Annotated in this window: 20 protein-coding genes and 1 pseudogene; 18 read left to right on the top strand and 3 right to left on the bottom strand. The window is 62.2% G+C overall.

All coding sequences use genetic code 11. The features are described 5' to 3' along the window. Positions 1-117 precede the first annotated feature (117 nt). Positions 118-312, top strand: a complete 195-nt coding sequence (locus tag AB1576_14215; protein ID MEW6082879.1) for a zinc ribbon domain-containing protein — start codon at positions 118-120, stop codon at positions 310-312. 172 nt (positions 313-484) lie between these two features. Here the strand turns inward: AB1576_14215 and AB1576_14210 are convergent, their stop codons facing one another. Further along, complete coding sequence (locus AB1576_14210; protein ID MEW6082878.1) at positions 485-1,831, bottom strand: dipeptidase; 1,347 nt, start codon at positions 1,829-1,831, stop codon at positions 485-487. A 350-nt stretch (positions 1,832-2,181) separates the two neighbouring features. Between AB1576_14210 and AB1576_14205 the strand changes: the two genes are divergently transcribed. From AB1576_14205 to AB1576_14155, 11 genes are all read left to right on the top strand, one after another. After that, on the top strand, positions 2,182-3,360 hold the full coding sequence (locus tag AB1576_14205; GenBank protein MEW6082877.1) for a CaiB/BaiF CoA-transferase family protein: 1,179 nt from the start codon (positions 2,182-2,184) through the stop codon (positions 3,358-3,360). Between the two features lie 138 nt (positions 3,361-3,498). Then, positions 3,499-4,362 (top strand): dihydropteroate synthase, encoded by an 864-nt coding sequence (locus AB1576_14200; protein MEW6082876.1) that lies wholly within the window; start codon positions 3,499-3,501, stop codon positions 4,360-4,362. 19 nt (positions 4,363-4,381) lie between these two features. Then, on the top strand, positions 4,382-4,777 hold the full coding sequence (locus AB1576_14195; protein MEW6082875.1) for a cobalamin B12-binding domain-containing protein: 396 nt from the start codon (positions 4,382-4,384) through the stop codon (positions 4,775-4,777). Then, positions 4,774-5,736 carry a methylmalonyl Co-A mutase-associated GTPase MeaB gene (gene meaB, locus AB1576_14190; GenBank protein MEW6082874.1) on the top strand — a complete coding sequence of 321 codons (963 nt, stop codon included), beginning with the start codon at positions 4,774-4,776 and terminating at the stop codon, positions 5,734-5,736. Before AB1576_14195 ends, meaB begins: the two co-directional genes overlap by 4 nt. A gap of 20 nt (positions 5,737-5,756) precedes the next feature. After that, complete coding sequence (locus tag AB1576_14185; protein MEW6082873.1) at positions 5,757-6,923, top strand: acyl-CoA dehydrogenase family protein; 1,167 nt, start codon at positions 5,757-5,759, stop codon at positions 6,921-6,923. Continuing rightward, a complete protein-coding gene (locus AB1576_14180; protein MEW6082872.1) occupies positions 6,913-7,947 on the top strand; it encodes a DUF1786 domain-containing protein in 1,035 nt (344 codons plus the stop codon). The genes AB1576_14185 and AB1576_14180 overlap by 11 nt, the downstream gene beginning before the upstream one ends. A gap of 191 nt (positions 7,948-8,138) precedes the next feature. Continuing rightward, positions 8,139-9,053: a formate/nitrite transporter family protein gene (locus AB1576_14175; GenBank protein MEW6082871.1), complete on the top strand. Its 915-nt coding sequence runs from the start codon at positions 8,139-8,141 to the stop codon at positions 9,051-9,053. 24 nt (positions 9,054-9,077) lie between these two features. Further along, positions 9,078-9,227 carry a hypothetical protein gene (locus AB1576_14170; GenBank protein MEW6082870.1) on the top strand — a complete coding sequence of 50 codons (150 nt, stop codon included), beginning with the start codon at positions 9,078-9,080 and terminating at the stop codon, positions 9,225-9,227. A gap of 64 nt (positions 9,228-9,291) precedes the next feature. Next, positions 9,292-9,465, top strand: a complete 174-nt coding sequence (locus AB1576_14165; GenBank protein MEW6082869.1) for a hypothetical protein — start codon at positions 9,292-9,294, stop codon at positions 9,463-9,465. A gap of 425 nt (positions 9,466-9,890) precedes the next feature. Continuing rightward, positions 9,891-10,130: an AbrB/MazE/SpoVT family DNA-binding domain-containing protein gene (locus tag AB1576_14160; GenBank protein MEW6082868.1), complete on the top strand. Its 240-nt coding sequence runs from the start codon at positions 9,891-9,893 to the stop codon at positions 10,128-10,130. Next, positions 10,124-10,474, top strand: a complete 351-nt coding sequence (locus AB1576_14155) for a type II toxin-antitoxin system PemK/MazF family toxin (GenBank protein MEW6082867.1) — start codon at positions 10,124-10,126, stop codon at positions 10,472-10,474. The genes AB1576_14160 and AB1576_14155 overlap by 7 nt, the downstream gene beginning before the upstream one ends. A 249-nt stretch (positions 10,475-10,723) precedes the next feature. Here AB1576_14155 and AB1576_14150 read toward each other — a convergent pair whose 3' ends face one another. Beyond that, positions 10,724-10,858, bottom strand: a complete 135-nt coding sequence (locus tag AB1576_14150; GenBank protein MEW6082866.1) for a hypothetical protein — start codon at positions 10,856-10,858, stop codon at positions 10,724-10,726. Positions 10,859-10,963: 105 nt separating this feature from the next. Here AB1576_14150 and AB1576_14145 point away from each other — a divergent pair, with 105 nt between their 5' ends. The 3 genes and pseudogenes from AB1576_14145 (at position 10,964) to AB1576_14135 (ending at position 12,977) form a co-directional block, all read left to right on the top strand. Next, complete coding sequence (locus tag AB1576_14145) at positions 10,964-11,368, top strand: hypothetical protein (protein MEW6082865.1); 405 nt, start codon at positions 10,964-10,966, stop codon at positions 11,366-11,368. A gap of 58 nt (positions 11,369-11,426) precedes the next feature. Next, the gene (locus AB1576_14140) at positions 11,427-12,074 is read left to right on the top strand and encodes a transposase (protein ID MEW6082864.1); all 648 of its coding nucleotides are present in this window, start codon (positions 11,427-11,429) and stop codon (positions 12,072-12,074) included. Between the two features lie 9 nt (positions 12,075-12,083). Then, positions 12,084-12,977: pseudogene (locus AB1576_14135) on the top strand (sigma-54 dependent transcriptional regulator). Between the two features lie 356 nt (positions 12,978-13,333). On the opposite strand, the gene AB1576_14130 reads toward AB1576_14135, so the two are convergent. Continuing rightward, positions 13,334-13,555, bottom strand: a complete 222-nt coding sequence (locus AB1576_14130) for a hypothetical protein (GenBank protein ID MEW6082863.1) — start codon at positions 13,553-13,555, stop codon at positions 13,334-13,336. A 476-nt stretch (positions 13,556-14,031) separates the two neighbouring features. Here AB1576_14130 and AB1576_14125 point away from each other — a divergent pair, with 476 nt between their 5' ends. Genes AB1576_14125 through hisD form a run of 3 tightly spaced genes read left to right on the top strand, consistent with a single transcriptional unit; the run spans position 14,032 to position 17,664 of the window. Beyond that, on the top strand, positions 14,032-14,304 hold the full coding sequence (locus AB1576_14125; protein ID MEW6082862.1) for a hypothetical protein: 273 nt from the start codon (positions 14,032-14,034) through the stop codon (positions 14,302-14,304). A gap of 50 nt (positions 14,305-14,354) precedes the next feature. Next, positions 14,355-16,355 carry a molybdopterin-dependent oxidoreductase gene (locus AB1576_14120; GenBank protein MEW6082861.1) on the top strand — a complete coding sequence of 667 codons (2,001 nt, stop codon included), beginning with the start codon at positions 14,355-14,357 and terminating at the stop codon, positions 16,353-16,355. Positions 16,356-16,404: 49 nt separating this feature from the next. Then, complete coding sequence (gene hisD / locus AB1576_14115; protein MEW6082860.1) at positions 16,405-17,664, top strand: histidinol dehydrogenase; 1,260 nt, start codon at positions 16,405-16,407, stop codon at positions 17,662-17,664. The last annotated feature ends 376 nt before the right edge of the window (positions 17,665-18,040 follow it).

The following is an 18,040-nucleotide window of genomic DNA, read 5'->3' as shown; positions in this document are numbered from 1 at the left end:
TGCCCCCGGCACAGATTGCCAGGTGGGGGCTTGACAGGTACCAGAACGGGATCTATGATGTTCTTGGATACCCCTGGGGGTATTAAACGGGTGCCAAGACCATGAGGAGGGTTGGCAGTGCCTCTTTACAGCTTCAGGTGTGAAGCCTGTGGAAAGGAATTTGACCGGGTTGCCAGCTGCGGTTGCTCCGAGAAGATATCCTGTCCAGGCTGCGGCTCGGAGAGCGTGAAGAAGGTGTTTTCTCCCTTTTCCTTCCTGAGGCCGAACAGTGGCTCAGCGGAGTCATCCACACCGAGAAGGCGCTACGGGTGAGGGTGCTGAAAGCGGCGGGCCGTGTGCCCACCAGAAGTGGTGACCCGGGGGTGCGTACACCAGCCTCCGGGTCATCGTTCTTAGTGTGTTACATCCTTCCCGCAACACCCGGCGCCTGGCCGCGGGGACGCCCAGGTTGAGGCCATGGTGAAGGATTGGGGTCACCTCCAGTCTACCTTGCGTAGATTATCCTGGTCTCCCGGGCAACCTCACCAGTGGAGATGGCTGCCTCGAAGGTTAATACGTGAAACCCATCCTGCCCGCGAGTAAGAGGCATGCCCGCCCTGGCGGACAGGATCCCGCCCTCATCGCAGGTTGACTCCAGCACACGGCCATCCAGTATGACCCGGTATGAGGGGGCGTGGAGTTCACCTATTCTTTCATCCACCCTGGCTGACAGCACGGGAACGTCCTGGTCAGTGACATGACCCATCTCCGGGCACTGCGTGAAGAACGGAGCCAGGTTCTTGGAGGGTTCGGCCACGGCCTCAACCTCCCGGAGGATCCGCATGGTGTTTCCTCCCAGGATCCTTTCAATGTCGCTCCTCCCGTAACCGCGCCGTGTGAGCTCCTGGGCTATCCTGGGCAGCCCTGAGGCGTCCGCCAGGTCCTCCGGCACGTCGGTGCCGTCGAAGTCCGAGCCAATGCCCGTATGGTCGACGCCCACCAGCCTCACAACGTGGTCTATGTGATGAACAATGCTGGCCACCGTGGCTAATCTGGCGGGTTCCCACAGGAAGTTCCGGGCGAAGGCGACCTGGACTGCCCCGCCGGCCCGAGCCAGGGCGCGGATCTGGTCATCGTCAAGGTTCCGGTCGTGCCGCCGGACGGCACTTATCCCTGTATGGCTGGCGATTACCGGAGCTCTCGAGGCCTCCAGGGCCCCCCAGAAGGTGGCCTTGGATAGGTGGGATACGTCAAGGATGATCCCCAGCCGATTGACTTCCTCTATTACCTCCCTGCCGAAGCCCGTCAGGCCTCCGTCTGAAGGGGTCCCCTCCGGGTAAGTCCTGCTTACGCCCTCACCTAGAGAGTTGGAGTGGTTCCATGTGAGGCTGAGTGCCCGGACTCCCAGGTCATGGAGCTGGCGGAGGATCTCATGCCCATCCTGGGGACGGATGCAGTAGGCTCCCTCAACTGCTGGCACGGCGGCGATGATTCCAAGCGCTGCCAGCCTCTCGATGTCCTGGACCGACTTGGCAACGGCCATGGAACTACCATTTGCCTTCACCGTCCAGTGAAGGGCGTAAAGGAGCGCTAGGGTCCTGCTGAGGTTGCGGTGGTGGGACGGGTAGCCTTGCGAGTAGGCCGCGAAGAAGGGTACATTGAGGCCTCCCCTACGCATCTTGGGGATATCCACGTGAAAGGGTGTATTAGTCCCAATGTCTACCTGTGGCAGCCAGGTTGCGGGGTCAACTACCCTCATCATGGTGTCGTTATGGGTGTCCACCACGATGCATGGGTTCGCCGGCGAAGCCGGGGTTCTCCTGGGTGGGGTTGCCGCTATACACCTGTTCATGATGGACCAACAATACCACGGCCCATGCGAAGACGTAAAGAGACTCCTGCCTTCGCAATATCACCCCCTTTGTCACGGTGAGTGACTGTGAAGGCCAGGCACCACGAACCCTTCCTCGCTGCTCATGGCATCCTGGCCCGTGGGGTGCAGCGTCTCAAGGGGCACCGGGAGATCCCCTCATGGCAAGGCCGCCGGGCGCCGTCATTCGTGTATAGGCCCTGGCTCACTCGCATCTAATGCCCATAAGAGTGCCACGCGGTGTAATCTTGTGTTCACTCTCGCCCAGCGGCAGGTATGGTTCGGCTCTCCAGCGAATAGGCATGGGTGATCAGGCATAAGGGGGGTAGCGGTTGGCCGCACTTGACGGAATCAAGGTACTAGACCTATCCCGGGTACTGGCAGGCCCCTACTGCTCAATGCTCCTGGCAGATATGGGAGCCGAGGTAGTCAAGGTGGAGATGCCCGGCACAGGGGATGACACCAGGGCTTGGGGCCCGCCCTTCCAGGGAGGGGAGGCCGCCTACTACCTCTCGGTCAACCGCAACAAGAAGAGCGTGACCGTGAACATGAAACACCCCGAGGGTCTTGGGGTGATCAGGAGGCTGGCATCATCCTCAGATATCCTCTTGGAGAACTTCAGGCCAGGCACAATGGACCGCCTGGGCCTGGAGTACGATGAGGTCAAGGCGTATAATCCAGGCATCATCTACTGCTCTATCTCCGGCTTCGGCCAGGACGGGCCCTACCGGGACAAGCCCGCCTACGACCTCCTGCTCCAGGCCACGGGAGGGCTCATGGGCATAACCGGTGAAGAGGATGGCTCACCCGTGAGGGTAGGGGTGGCCATCCTGGACATGGGGGCCGGGATGTTCGCCGCCCTGGGGATCATCACGGCACTCCTGGAGAGACAGCGATCAGGGGAGGGCCAGCGCCTGGACTTCTGCCTCCTGGATACCTCGGTGTCATGGCTGTCCTACATGGCCCAGAACTACTTCGCAACGGGGCAAGACCCCAGAAGGCTCGGGTCAGCCCACCCCAGCATAGTCCCTTACCAGGCCTTCCCCGCGAGAGACGGCCATGTGGTGGTAGCCGTGGGGAACGATAGGATATGGGAGAGGTTCTGCCAGGCACTGGGCCTGGACATCGCCCACGACCCCAGGTTCGAGACCAACTCAGCCCGGGTACGCAACCGGGAGGAACTGGTGGACATAATAAGCCGGGTGCTCTCCCAGGGTGGCACGGGGGAATGGGTCAAGACCCTCGAGGCATCCGGAGTGCCCTGCGGTCCGATCAACCTCATGTCCGACATCTTCCGGGACCCCCAGGTGGCCCATCGCAGGATGACTGTGGAGGTTCGCCACCCCAGCGGGCCCCTGACAGTGCTGGGATCACCCATGAAGATGTCCAGGACCCCGGGGGAGGTGCGAACCCCGCCGCCCCTTCTGGGGGAACATACTAATGAGGTTCTCACCGCCCTGGGTTACACCGAGAAGGAGATCCTGGCCCTGCGGGAGAAGGGAGCCATATAGCACCGGGGGCCCAGCCCCCCACCAGCATGGCAACAGGCTGCGAGGTGCCATTCACCAGGAGATCCTGCAGCCATTGATGCACCTGCCTGAAAAGGCGGCAATCACCAGGAGAGGCTTAGAAAGGGAGGCGATCAAGCATTGCTGACAGTAGTGGCAAACAAGGACTTTAAGGTGGAGATCGGCGACGGTAGGCCCACCGTCATCATAGCCGAGCGCATCAACCCCACGGGCCGCAAGGTCCTCAGCGCCCAGCTGGGACAGGGGAGCCTGGAGATGGTCGAGAAGGAAGCGTTGAAGCAGAAGGAGGCCGGGGGACACATCATCGACGTGAACGTCGGGGCTGGAGAGGTTGACGAGATGGTGATGCTGCCCATGGCCGTCAAGAAGGTCTCTGAACTCACCGGGTACCCAGTGAGCATTGACTCCAGCAATGCGGATGCCATCGTTGCGGCGCTCAAGGTGTATGAGGGAAGGGCCCTCATCAACTCCGTCACCGGCGAGGAGAGCCTCATGGAGAAGCTCCTGCCGGTTGCCAAGGAATATGGCGCTGCCATCGTGGGCCTGGCCATGGACGAGAGCGGCATACCCCCCACGGCGGAAGGGCGGCTGCGGGTTGCCGAGAAGATCCTCATGAAGGCCAAGAGCTATGGGCTGTCCGAAGAGGACCTGCTCATTGACCCCCTGACCATGACCGTTGCCACGGATCCTAAGGCAGGGGAGATAACCCTGGAGGCCGTGGAACTGGTTGCCACCAGGCTGGGCATCAACGTGGTACTGGGCGCCAGCAACGTGTCCTTCGGCCTCCCCGAGCGCCCGGTTGTGAACATGGCCTTCCTGGCCATGGCGATAGGGCGGGGGATGACTGCGGTGATCTCCGACCCCACCAAGTCTGATCTGAAAAAGTCCATACTGGCTGCGGACGTTCTCATGGGACGTGACCAGTGGGCACAGCGATACATCTGTAACTACCGCGCCGAGCAAAAGGCCCAGCAGGGATCCTGACTCCAGGAGGTGTGCTTGGGTGGACAGGCGGATCCGGGTTCTCGTGGCCAAGCCCGGGCTGGACGGCCATGACAGGGGTGCCAAGGTGGTTGCCAGGGCTTTGAGGGACGCAGGCATGGAGGTCATCTACACGGGACTCCACCAGACGCCGGATCAGGTGGCGGAGGCCGCCATTCAAGAGGATGTGGATGTCATTGGCATCAGCATCCTGTCGGGTGCCCACAAGACCCTCGTTCCCCGCATTGCCCAGGCCGTCCGGGAGAAGGGGGGCGACGACATCCTCATGCTTGTAGGGGGGATCATCCCCGGCAGCGACGTGGAATTCCTGAGGGAAACCGGCGTGAGGGCAGTCTTCGGCCCTGGGGCCTCCACCGTGGACATCATCCGGTTCATCCAGGAGAACGTGCCAGCATGATCTGGGCCGACCTGGCGGAGCGGGTACTGGGGAAGGATCGCCGCGCCTTGGCCCGGGCCATTTCCTGGGTGGAGGATGGACAGGAGGGTTGCCTGGACTTGCTCCGGGCCCTCTACCCCCACACCGGCAAGGCCCACATCGTGGGCGTTACCGGGTCCCCCGGAGTGGGTAAGAGCACAATGGTAGACGCGCTGGCGGTCCTTTACAGGGCCGCCGGCTCAACTCTTGGCATCATTGCCGTGGATCCCACGAGCCCCTTGACGGGGGGGGCCCTCCTGGGTGACCGCATCCGCATGAACAGGCACGGCACCGATCCCGGCGTGTTCATCAGGAGCCTGGCCAGCCGAGGGCGCCTCGGCGGGCTCTCCCGGGCCACAGGGGATGTCATCAGTCTTATGGAGGCCTTCGGCCTGGACGTGATCGTCGTTGAGACAGTGGGCAGCGGCCAGGCGGAGGTGGACATCATGAGGTACGCCCACACAGTGGTGGTGATCACCGCCCCGGGCCTAGGGGACGAGATCCAGGTTCTCAAGGCAGGTACCATGGAGATCGGAGACATCTTCGTGGTGAACAAGGCAGACCGTGCTGGCGCCGACAGGACCGTGAATGAGATAAGGAGCCTGTGGAAGGGCCACACCCAGGATGGCTGGGTACCCCCGGTCTACCCTGTTGTTGCCAGGGATGGCCAGGGGGTCCAGGAGGTATACCAGGGGGTGCTGGACCACCGCCGTTACCTGGTGGAGGAGGGCGGTCTTGCCGCCCGGGTCACCCGCGGGCTTGAGACCCAGGTGCGTGAGATACTGGAGGAGACTGTGGTCGACTACATGCTCGGGAAGGCAAGGGAACAAGGCCTCCTCCAGGAGCTCCTGGAGGAGGTGGCGGGACGAAGGCTGGATCCCCACGGGGCCGTGGCGAGACTCTGTGACAGGTACGGCTGGCAGCGCCTAAAGCCTGATTAAACCCACAGGGGGGCTGTTCCATGGACTTCCGACTCACCGAGGATCAGGAGGCCATCAGGAAGGCTGTGAGGGATTTAGCCCAGAGGCGCATCGCGCCCAGGGCCGCCCGCTACGATGAGACCGGCGAGTTTCCCTGGGACAACGTCAGGGATATGTCCGAGATGGGGCTCATGGGCCTCACCATCGCGGAGGAGTACGGCGGCGCCGGGCAGGACATGGTGAGCCAGTCCATCTGCATTGAGGAGCTCTCCAGGGCATGTTCCTCCACAGGCGTGATATTCGAAACCCACCTGCACCTCTGCGCATCCACCATCCAAACCTGGGGAAACGAGGACCAGAAGAAACGCTACCTCCCATTGCTGGCCAGCGGCGAGCGGCTGGGGGCCCTGGGTGTCACAGAACCCGATGCCGGGAGCGACGCCGGGTCCATCGCCACCCGGGCGGAGAGGACCCCGTCAGGATACGTCCTCAACGGCCAGAAGCGCTTCATCACCAACGCCCGGGAGGCCTCCATCTACGTCATCATCGCCAGCACAGACCCGGAGAAGAAGGCCAGGGGACTCTCCGCCTTCATCGTAAACAAGGACCAGCCCGGGGTATCCTTCGGCGAGCCCGAGGACAAGATGGGGATCAGGGCCTCCGTTGCCTCGGACATCCTCCTGGAGAACGTGGAGGTCCCCAGGGAGAACCTCCTTGCCCGGGAGGGAGAGGGTTTCAAGGTGGCCATGACAACCCTGAACGGAGGCAGGATAGGCATAGCGGCTCAGGCTGTGGGCATTGGCCAGCATGCCCTGGAACGGGCCTTGACCTACTCCCTGCAACGCCACCAGTTCGACCGCCCCATATCGGACTTCCAGGCAATCCAGTGGATGCTGGCGGAGACAGCCACGGAGATCGAGGCGGCGCGCCTGCTCTACCTGAGGGCGGCCAGCCTGGTGGACCAGGGTCTCAGCTACGCCAAAGAGGCAGCCATGGCCAAGCTCTTCGCCTCGGAGGCGGCTGAACGGGCGACCTCCCGGGCAGTGCAGATCCACGGGGGTTACGGCTACATGAAGGAGTATCATGTGGAACGCCTCATGAGGGATTCAAAGATAACACAGATCTACGAAGGGACATCAGAGGTCATGAAGATGGTGATATCCGGCGCCCTTCTCAAGGAGGCCAAGACGAACCTTGGTGGAAGGTAGGAGGATCCTAGCGGTTGACGTCGGGGCCGGCACCCAGGACATCCTGGTGTACGAGGAGCGCGGACCCGTGGAGAACTCCCCGCGGATGGTGATGCCGTCCCCCACCCTCATGGTGGCCAGGGCAATCCGCAGGGCCACCGTGGAGGGGAGGCCCATCTACTTCCACGGGCACCTCATGGGGGGCGGGCCATGCACCCGGGCCCTGGGCGCGCACCTTGACAGGGGGCTCAGTGCCTACTCCACCCGGGACGCGGCCCTGACCTTCTCGGACAACCTGGAGCAGGTGGCCAGGATGGGGGTCTCCATCCTGGAGGATGGGGAAGCCCCCCCTCCCAAGGCAGTGGCCATCGCCCTGGGCGACCTCGATCTCAAGGGCATCTCCCAGGCCCTGTCCTGCTTCGACGTGGCCATGCCCGGCTCCGTGGCCGTGGCCGTGCAGGACCACGGGCACGGCCCCACTGAATCCAACAGGGTTGTGAGGTTCCGCTACTGGAAGGGCTTCGTGGACGGCTCGGGGAACCTCTGGGACCTGGGGTACCGCGATGTGCCCGCATCCCTCACCAGGATGCGGTCGGTGCAGGACCAGGCCCCCGGGTGCCTGGTCATGGACACAGGCCCCGCCGCAATCCTGGGGATGCTCCAGGATGAAGCGGTGGCCGCCATGGCCCAGGAGGGCTTCATCGGGCTCAACGTGGGCAACGCCCATACCGTCGCCCTACTGATCCTTGGAGAGAGGGTCCTGGGTGTCCTGGAAGAACATACGGGGCTCATGACCACCCGGAAGCTGGCCTCCCGCCTGGAGGCCTTCTCCCGGGGCACGCTGACTCACTCCGAGGTCTACTCCGAGGGTGGCCACGGCTGCCACATACATGGGGACTACCTTGAGGTGTCTCCCTTTGGCCGGGTGGCCATCACCGGGCCCAGGAGGTACCTGGCCCAGGGTATGGGGGTCATGGCCAGCCCCCACGGGGACATGATGCTCACCGGCTGCTTCGGGCTGGTTGCCGCAGCCCTGAAGAAGTGACCTTGACGAAATCCCGGCAATGAAGGTCGAATGGTAGTCCACAGGTGTCGATCCTCCGGCACCCAAACGAGACCAGTGAAGCCTCCCCCAGTGCTGGGGGCTTTTCTTTTTCCCGGAGACCTTCACGGATACCTTGGCACGGCCCTTGCGGAAGTAGGTTGCTAAAGGGTAACAACGAGGAGGGAGACGAGATGAACAAGTGCCCGCACTGGCAAGAGTATCCATCCATAGCAGGCACCATCAGCTACTGCGAGGTCGCAGCCTTCAACAAGCCCGTCCCTCCAAGCGAGCTGGAGAGGGTAGGCTGCACCGAGGAGAGGCGGCGGGAGTGCCTCAGCACCATGAAGTTGAACCTGGGACAGGGCGCGGTACCCGCCACCGTGCCCACAACAACAATGGATGCGCCCAAGGACGTGGTGAAAATTCTCTTGGGCACATGCCAGAAGAAAGCGGAGACGCCCCTTTTACCCTTGGCCCTCCTGGGCATCATGGCCGGCGCCTACATAGCCCTGGGAGGGGAGCTCTCAACGGTGGCCACGGCTGACCTGGCCAAGTACACCGGCGAAGGGCTCACCCGGATCGTAGGGGGCGCCGTCTTCTCGCTGGGGCTCATCCTCGTGGTCATCGGGGTAGGCGAGATCTTCACCGGGAACAACCTGATGGTGGCAGGGGTTCTGGATGGGCGGATCAGCAAGGCCCAGCTCCTGAGGAACTGGGCCGTGGTCTACGCTACCAACTTCCTTGGCGCGATCCTGGTGGTAGCCCTCTTTTACTACTCCGGCCTCTGGAGGGTAGGGGAGGTTGGCCTCAAGACCGTGGCCATCGCCAGTGCCAAGGTGAACCTCTCCTGGGGTGAGGCCCTCGCCCGGGGCATCCTCTGCAACTGGCTGGTGTGCCTGGCCATGTGGATGGCCATGGCCGGGCGTGATGCCCTCAGCAAGATGGCGGCGATCATGTTCCCCGTCATGGCCTTCATTGCCTCCGGTTTCGAGCACAGTATAGCCAACATGTACTTCGTGCCCCTGGGCATAGCGCTGAAGGCCCACCCCGAGATGGCTGCGGCCCTGGAGTCCGCAGGCCTCACCGGCCTGGCCAACCTCGGCTAGGGGTCCTTCCTGTGGGCAAACCTCTTGCCTGTGACCATAGGCAACATAGTGGGCGGGACCCTCTTCGTAGGCTCAGCCTACTGGTATGTGTTCAGGAGGAAGGAGGCCGCTTCCGCCAGGGCCTTCAGTGTGGTGCAAGGCCAGGTTCCCGGCGCTGCCCGGGCGCAAAGCTGAGTGGGGGTGAACACCTTGGTGAATAAGAGGTGCCAGTACTGGACGGAGTACGAATCCACCAGCGGTGTCGTGTTACTGTCACCTGGCGGCGTTCTCCCAGGATGTGGATCCCCGGGACCTCGACCGGGCCGGATGCAGTAATGCCAAGCGGGAGGAGTGCCTGGCCAAGATGATGCTGGCTATCGGGTTCGCGGCGGTGCCCGGGGAGAGGAAGACGCCCCGTGTGATAAAGGCGTAGGACTAAGGGGCAGGGTGAGCCCTAGGCCCCGCCCTCTTCCCTTGCTTGCAGGGTTCCCCAGGGAACGCGACCCCGGTAAAGCACCTTCCATATATCCACCCGGTCTTTCTTGGAGCCCCTAAGCACCAACATTCTCTGTCGCCTCCCTTCAATATGGGGATTTGGCATTGACGCCCCCAATTCCTGGTTACAGTAACTGGCAAGTATTCCAGAGCCTCTAGTCCTCTAGTCCCTGCCTCACTCTTTCACCAGCGGCAATCTCCCGAGTTTTAGGGTTGAGCTATCTAAGTGGGTGGCAGAATATGGACTAATATTTTGATAGACACTCAGGTGCGAAAAGATATGTCATCATGGGTGCGGAATACGGGAATACGTGGTGACATCGGTAGATACACGGTATATACTTGGTTTTAGAGGTGATTCGCATGTATACTACGATTCAAAAATGGGGGAACAGCCAGGCTGTACGGCTGCCAAAAGCAGTATTGGAAAAGGCGGGACTGCAAGAGAATGATCGCGTAGAGATCAGGGTTGAAAAAGGGAATATATTAGTGGTTCCCCTGAAGAAACACCTGGCACTGCAAGAAAGAGCCGCCGGCTACCAGGGAGAATATCAACCCACGGAATGGGATACCGGAAAGCCGGTAGGTAAAGAAGTATGGTAGCGCCCTACATTCCGGTACAGGGTGATATTATTCTGCTCGACTTTAATCCGCAAACCGGGCATGAACAAAAGGGCAGGAGACCGGCCTTTGTGGCCAGCAACAGTACATTCCATAAACTGACTAACCTGGCAATCGTCTGTCCGATAACAAATACAGATAGAGGGTTTCCCCTGCATGTGCCTCTCGACCGAAGGGTGAATACACGGGGTGTAGTCATGTGCGAACAGGCCAAATCTCTCGATCTGTCAGCCAGAAAAGCCACTTTTGTCGAAAACACCCCCAGGGACATTATAGAAGAAGTAATTGATATTCTGAGCGGATCTGTTGAAATACCGGAAGCTTAGATATCACGAACATCCTCCTGCGAGTGACCAGTCTAAACCTCGGTCAAGGTTGATTCTAAGCAAGGAAACCGCCAGAACGCTTTTTGCGGAGTTTTTCGATCCAGTAGCCTCCCTGACTTCTTTCACACCCGGAAGTCCAGCCCCCTGTACCACTTATGATGTACACCTTGAGGAATAATAATCCAGCCCAATAAGGCATGCAGGAGGTTTACCTGCTTAATCCGCGCCAAGGCAACAAGTGGTGTTGAGTTAGAGAACACTTTCATTCTGCAAAAACTCCTTGACGGTCACCAGGTCTTCCTCTAACTCGTCGAGAATGGCGGTAACCTGTCTCACAGGTGTCCGCGCCTTGAACGCCATGAGGCTCATCTCGGAGAACCTCACCGCCGCGACCTCACGGATACGGCCGCAGGAAGGTCAGGGTCTTTAACCCTGGGAGGAATGCGGCCCCCCTTCCCGCATTTGGCATATCTGTGTTGTACTGGAACCATGAACCTGGCGTTCTTTGTCAAACTCCAGCCCACGCCCGAACAGTCCGCCGCCCTCCTGGAGACAGTGGAGAGGTTCAACGCCGCCTGCAACGCAGTTGAAGAAGCAGCCTTCCGGGAGCATTCGGCCAATAAGATCCGCCTTCAGAAACTCGTTTATTACGACATCCGGGAGCAGTTCGGGCTCCCCGCCCAGATGGGGATCCGTGTCATCAGCAAGACCGCTGAGGCCTACAAGCGGGACAAATCCAAGAAGCCCACGTTCAGACCCCACGGCGCCATTGTCTACGACCAGCGGGTGCTGTCCTGGAGGGGCCTTAACCGCGTGTCCATCCTGACGCTTGAAGGCAGGCAGATCATCCCCATCGTTTTGGGAGGATCAAGCGGCGAGACTTGGCCGCATTAGAGGCCAGGCTGATCTTGTCTACAGGGACGGCGTCTTCTATCTCGCCGTAATCGTTGACGTGCCCGGACCTAAAAGCAATGGCCCCCGGGGGTGGCTTGGTGTGGACCTCGGCATTGTCAACATCGCCGCGGATTCGGACGGCGTGACTTACTCCGGCGGGCAGGTCAACGGCCTGCGGAAGCGCCATGCCGAACTGCGGGCGCGCCTGCAGTCCAAAGGCACCGCATCCGCCAAACGTCTCCTTAGGAAACGGCGCCGGAAGACCGCTTTGCCCGTGACGTCAACCACAGCATCTCCAAGCGGCTGGGTCGCGAAGGCCAAAGACACCGGGCGCGGCATCGTCCTTGAAGACTTGAAGGGCATCCGTGAGCGGGTAACGGTTCGCAAGGCTCAGCGTCGCGTCCAGCACTCCTGGGCTTTTCATCAACTTGGCTCCTTCATTGAGTACAAAGCCCGTCTCGCGGGAGTCCCCGTCGCGCTCATCGACCCTCGAAACACCTCCCGCACCTGCCCCGTCTGCAGCCACGTGGCCAAGGCCAACCGCCCTACTCAGGCCTCTTTCCCCTGCGTGTCCTGCGGCTTCGCTGGGCCTGCGGACACCATCGCTGCGGAGAACATCCGCAGGGCTGTCGTCAACCAGGCGGACGCGGGGGCCGCTTATCTAGGGCCACCTGCAAGCCCACCGGCTTTAGCCGTGGGTAGCTGACGCAAGAACATCACCGCCTTGATCCAGGGCGAGACCGGCACTGGCAAGGAGGTGCTGGCTCGCTTCATACACGGCGTGAGCCACAGGGCCGGGGGCCCCTTCGTTGCGGTGAACTGCGGGGCCTTCAGCGAGACACTTCTTGAGTCCGAGCTCTTCGGCCATGAGAAGGGAAGCTTCCGAGGGGCTTTCTCGCAGCGCCGTGGCTTATTCGAACTTGCCCATGACGGCACGCTCTTCCTTGATGAGGTGTCCGCCTCCACCCCTGCCATTCAGGTAAAGCTCCTGGGGGTGCTGGAAACCGGGGAGTTCTACCGTGTGGGAGGAGAGAGGCCCCTGAAGGCCGACGTGAGGCTCATCGCTGTCTGCAATGAGGATCTCAAGGAGGAGGTCTCTCACGGGCGTTTCAGGGAGGACCTGTTCTACCGCCTGGACGTGGCCTCCCTGGTGGTGCCGCCCCTGAGAGAGCGCCGTGAGGACATCCTGGCCCTGGCCCACCACTTCCTGTCCAGGCTCCATCCCGCCAAGAGACTCTCCACTGCCGCCGAGGCCCTACTGGAGGCCTACCCGTGGCCAGGGAACGCAAGACAGCTGGGGAACGTCCTGGCCCAGGCGGTAGCCCTCTCGGATGGCGACACCATCGATGACGTCCACATAGCGGAGAAGCTATCCTTGCGCCATAAGAGCAGCAGTGAGGCCCGGGACCCCCTGGATGGCCTGGCGGACCGGGTCATCCGGGAGGCGGTCTCCCTGGTGGATCTCTCTTGCCCCGTGAACCTGGCATCCATCATGGCCAAGCTCAGGCGTATAGAGGTGGAGACTGCCGCCGGGATTGCCTCGAAGGCCCTCAAGGAGACCGTGGGCAACAGGAAGGAGGCGGCCAGGCTCCTGGGGGTGACCCCGAGGGTGCTGCGCTACGTGCTCACAGAGCGAAAGGCCTATCTGCATTGGTTTCTCCTCGAACTGGGCACAATTTGCCCAGGAGGTGATATTCGTGCGAAGGACTACCAGCTGGGTAGTGGTGGGGGTGGGGGCTGCCGTCACGGCCATCGGCTCAACCCTGCTTGCGGGAAACTTCGGCGCAGGTGTTACTGGCTTTGGCTTGGCCCACATAGTGCTGGGCCTGCTGGATATGGCTCGCCCGGCTGTGAAGACCTGATAAGGCTTCATCAAACTGCCAGAAGACTTGAGGGAGGGAGGGTCGCACCTCCCCCTCATCAATTTCTGGAGGGTGAAGCGCCCGGCCGAAGGATACCCACGCCTCATTCCAGGCGGGAAGCCGTGGAAATACGGAAGTCAAGGATGGAGGCTACGATGCCATAGCCCCTGCGCTCTAGGAGCGTGGAGTCAATGGGATGTCGTGGGCACGCTGCCCCGCTTTTTTCGCCCACCTTCGTGGCACCACCCTGGCCACTGAGGATGACGGGTACCCTGTCGGTTTTGCACGTGGTTTGCTTTCGCCCTCTTACATGTCCTACACTCACTTAGCCGAGGTCCACCCCCACTACCGGCTGAAGGCGCCTCTACAGCGAATTCGTGTCATGGCCAAGGGCTCCGGGCGCTGCTTCGTCATTGCGGGCCGTAGCCCCCATCAAAGAAGTCCCTGGCCTTTCGCCAGAGGATGCGTTTAAGGCGAAACCGGCAGACACCGTTATGGACTGCCTTCCCGTACCCGTGGGCTACGACGGCCCCGGAAAGGACCGGGTGGTGTTCCAAAGAGAGGTCTAGGGAGGACGGTGCAAGTCCCAGATGGCCATTAGCTGGGATCTGTGAAGGGGGGCGTGAGGCCCCCTGCCTTTGCCCGGGAGGAAGTGACGTGCCCAGAGCAGAAAGACTACCTACTGCCCAGTCGTGGCCAAATCGGCCAAACGGCAGCGAGCGGCAATAACGCTTCTCCGGGAGGCAAGTCAAGTGTTACCAGAGCCTGGAGGACGACATTTGTCTAGCCCAGGAGCACGGGGTGGCGAGGTTCGAGAAGCAGAAGGCCAGGGAGCGGTTGCTGGCTAAAATGCTCAAGGACTTCAATGAGGGGCGTTCCAAGAGGTACTACTGCATTGCGGCGGCAGTTCTAAGGGTAGACGAATTGGAGCGCGCCTCGAAAACCGCCCAGGAGAGGTCCCAGGGGTTGGATGCTCGAGCCAGGTCAAGACTGCCTCACTCCATACTGGATGAGATTGCCCAGGACAGGGGCTACTGCCTTAGACTAAGGAAGTCTGAGGAAAACCCGCAATAGGGCGGCTTTGATGGGAAGAGTCGTAGATTCAGCGGGGAGGGGGATCCGCCATGCGAGAGTCGAGGACCGTTTGTACCTTGGACTGTCACCCCCACTGCGGGCTCCTGGCCACCGTGGAGGCAGGCAGGGTGGTCAGGGTGAAGGGTGACCCCCGCCACCCCCTTACCAGAGGGATCACCTGCGGCAAGGCAAGGCGGCACGTAGATAGGGCCAGCGATCCCCGCCGCCTCTTAAGGCCCCTTGAGCGCAGGGACGGTACCTGGAGGGCCATAACCTGGGAACAGGCCCTGGATATCATGTCCGAGAGGCTCCTGGGGATTCGTGACGAGTACGGCAGCCTAGCGGTGCTCCACCACGATGTGTCCGGGTCCGAGGGACTCCTGGGCAACCTGTCAAAGAGGTTCTGTAACGCCTTCGGGGGGGTGACTACCCCCGAGGGCGATGTTTGCTGGGGGAGCGGCTACGCTGCCCAGTCCTACGACTTCGGGGAGCCGGGCATGCACGACTGGGCGGACCTTGAGAACTCCAGGTGTATTATCCTGTGGGGGAGAGACCCGGCGGTTACCCAGGTCCACGTGCTCCCTCACATCATGAAGGCCCGCGCCAGGGGCGCCCGAGTGGTAGCCATAAACCCCGCTGCCGTTCATGTCCCAGGGGGCTTGGACATGCACCTAGCGCCGAGGCCTGGTACCGACGGCGCCCTGGCCCTGTCCATGGCCCACCAGATCGTCGAGGATGGCATGACAGACACAGGCTTCCTCAGGGACCACGTGGTAGGTTTCGAGGCCTTCAGGGATATGGTCCGGGAGTACCCGCCCGAGAGGGCAGCAAGGGTCTGTGACGTGAGCGCCGAGGGGATCAGGGAGGCTGCGAGGCTCTACGGGGAGGGCAGGCCCTCCGCCATACTTCTGGGCTACGGCCTCCAGCGCTACGCCAACGGTGGGCAGACGGTGCGGGCCATCGATGCCCTGTCAGCCATCACCGGGAACACCGGTGTCCCCGGCGGCGGGGCGAGCTACGGGCACAGGGGCTGGAAGGACGTGTTCGGGGACATCACGGGGAAAAGCCTGGCCAGGGGAACCCGGAGGCTGCCCTGGCCGCGCCTGGCCAGCGCCATAATGGATGCTGGGGACCCGCCCATCAAGGCTATAATCGTGACTCGCTCCAACCCGGTGAACCAGCTCGCCGGTACCAGGAGGGTGATAGAGGCCTTCCGGCGTGTGGACTTCGTGGTTGTGGTGGACTTCTACATGACCTGTACAGCCCAGTTGGCCGACCTTGTCCTGCCTGTGGCAAGCCTCTTCGAGCAGGAAGACGTGGTGTTCAATTCCTGGAACCCCTACATAGCCCTGGCCCCCAAACTGGTAGACCCCCCTGGGGATGCCCGTTCAGATGCCAGCATCTTCTGCCAACTGGCAAGGCACATGGGCCTTGACCGCTTCGGGCCCTTCGAGCCCCGGAGGCACCTTGAGGAGGCCCTCAGGCCAGCGGCCCCTCTGGGCATAACGCTGGAGGCCCTGGAGGAGGGCCCGGTAAGGAACCCAAGGGTAAGCCCTGTTGCCTGGGAAGACCGGTGTTTTCCCACCCCTTCAGGCAAGTACGAGCTCTACTCAGAGCGGGCCCTTGCTGGCGGGCTGGACCCGCTCCCGGCCTACAGGGCCCGCAGCGAAGACCCTGACGGGGCGCTGGGCGCGAGGTTCCCGCTCCACTTCATGACATCTCACAGGCGGGAGTGCCTTAACTCCCAGTTCGCGAACTTCCCTGCCGGCCACCGGGGTTGCCAGGGTCTTGCTGTGGAGATCCACCCGGTAGCAGCCCATGCCCGCGGCATCCACCATGGCGACCCGGTGCGCGTGTTCAATGACCGCGGGGGGATAGCGGGTACTGCTATCCTCACCCCAGAACTCCGGGAGGACGTGGTAAGGGCACGCCAGGGTGGCTGGCACCAGGATGGGGAGGGGGTCAACCCCCTCACCGGGGAGCAGGACAGTGACATGGGGCTCGGGGTCCCCTACTTCGACTGCCTGTGCCAGGTGAAGAAGGCCAGGTGAGGCTTCTTTCAAGATAGAGGAAGGATTTCGGAAGGGAGAGGGCTTCAGCGTGGAGGTGCTCAAGGATGCCCGCAGGCAGTCATACCTGCGGCTGGAAGGTGTCGAGCAGGCGGTCAAGGATATCCTTCGCCAGGTGAGAGAGGGAGGTGACACTGCCCTCCTGGAACTCACCCGTCTCCTTGATGGCGTTTCCCTTGACCACATACCAGTAGCCCGGGATGCCATCCGGGAGGCCTACGGGCAGGTCAGCCAGGCAACCCTGGAGAGCCTCCGGTTCGCCGCCGCTCAGGTGGAATTCTTCGCCCGGCAGCAGGCGGCGTGCCTCCAGGAGCTGGAGTGTTCCAGCATCCCCGGGGTCACCCTGGGCCACAGGCTGATCCCGGTGGAGCGCTGCGCCGCCTACGTGCCCGGGGGTAGATATCCCCTGCCATCATCCGCCCTGATGTCCATCATTCCCGCCAATGTGGCGGGGGTGAGGCGGGTGGCTGCCTGTTCGCCCCCGTCCCGGGAACACGGGGGCATCCACCCCGCGGTGCTGGTGGCCATGGACATTGCCGGCGCCGGTGAGGTCTACTGCATGGGAGGGGCCCAGGCGATTGCCGCCTTCACCTATGGGACCGAGAGCGTCCCCCAGGTGGACCTTGTGGTAGGGCCGGGGAACATCTACGTAACTGAGGCCAAGCGGCAGGTAGCCGGCGCCGTGGGCATCGACCTCCTGGCGGGACCCAGCGAGGCCCTGATCATTGCCGATGACAGTGCTCTCCCCGTCTTTGTGGCCGCCGACCTCCTGGCCACCTGCGAGCACGACCCCAACTCCGTGGCGCTGCTGGTGACCCCCAACCGTGACCTAGCCACTAGGGTGCTGGGGGCCCTGGATCAAGCCCTGGAGGGACTCCCCACCGCGGCCCTGGCCCGGGAGGCCTGGGATGCCAATGGCAGGGTCATCCTCGTGGATTCTCTTGAAGAGGCGGTGAGGGTATCAAACGAGATCGCCCCGGAGCACCTCCAGGTCATGACCCTCCGGAACGACGAAATCATCCCGGCCCTTGTGAACTACGGTTCACTCTTCGTGGGGGACTACTCCCCGGTAGCCTTCGGGGACTACTGCTCAGGCACGAATCACACCCTGCCCACCATGGGAAGCGCACGCTTTGCCAGCGGCCTCTGGGTGGGAACCTTCACCAGGGTGGCGCCATACCAGCGGGTCACCAGGGAGGGAGCGAGCAGGCTTGCCAGTGCCTGCACGCACCTGAGCGGGGTGGAGGGGCTCTTCGCACACCAGCGTTCAGCGGATCTCAGGAGGTACTAGGAGGGCAGTGTCTCCGCTTTATGCCCCTCAAGGTGAGGTGGGCGAGTGCCTGCCCTGAGCCCCTGAGCCTTCTCAGGTAAGCCATTCTCTTCCTGGGGGCGGCAAGATGGCGCGCCCGTGATACATGCCGCTGGATCCCCTGGATGCCAGGGTCACATGTTCCCGGCGAGCGCTCCCCTCAGGCGCCGGCAGGCAAGAATGCACGTGGATACAGGATTTGCCCCTACCTGGGGATAGTAGTGATGGGAGGGTCGCGCCACTTTGCGCAGGATTCGAGGCACATGTGTAGAATAGTGGAGGGGTAACTGCCCACAGACACAAGACGCCAGGGGGCACCTCTTAGAGGGGTGTCCTTTTTCCATCGCAGGGGAGGGGA

The organism is Bacillota bacterium, assembly GCA_040754315.1.
GTDB lineage: Bacteria > Bacillota > Sulfobacillia > DUSP01 > JBFMCS01 > JBFMCS01.
This window is presented reverse-complemented; position numbering and strand designations above follow the sequence as displayed.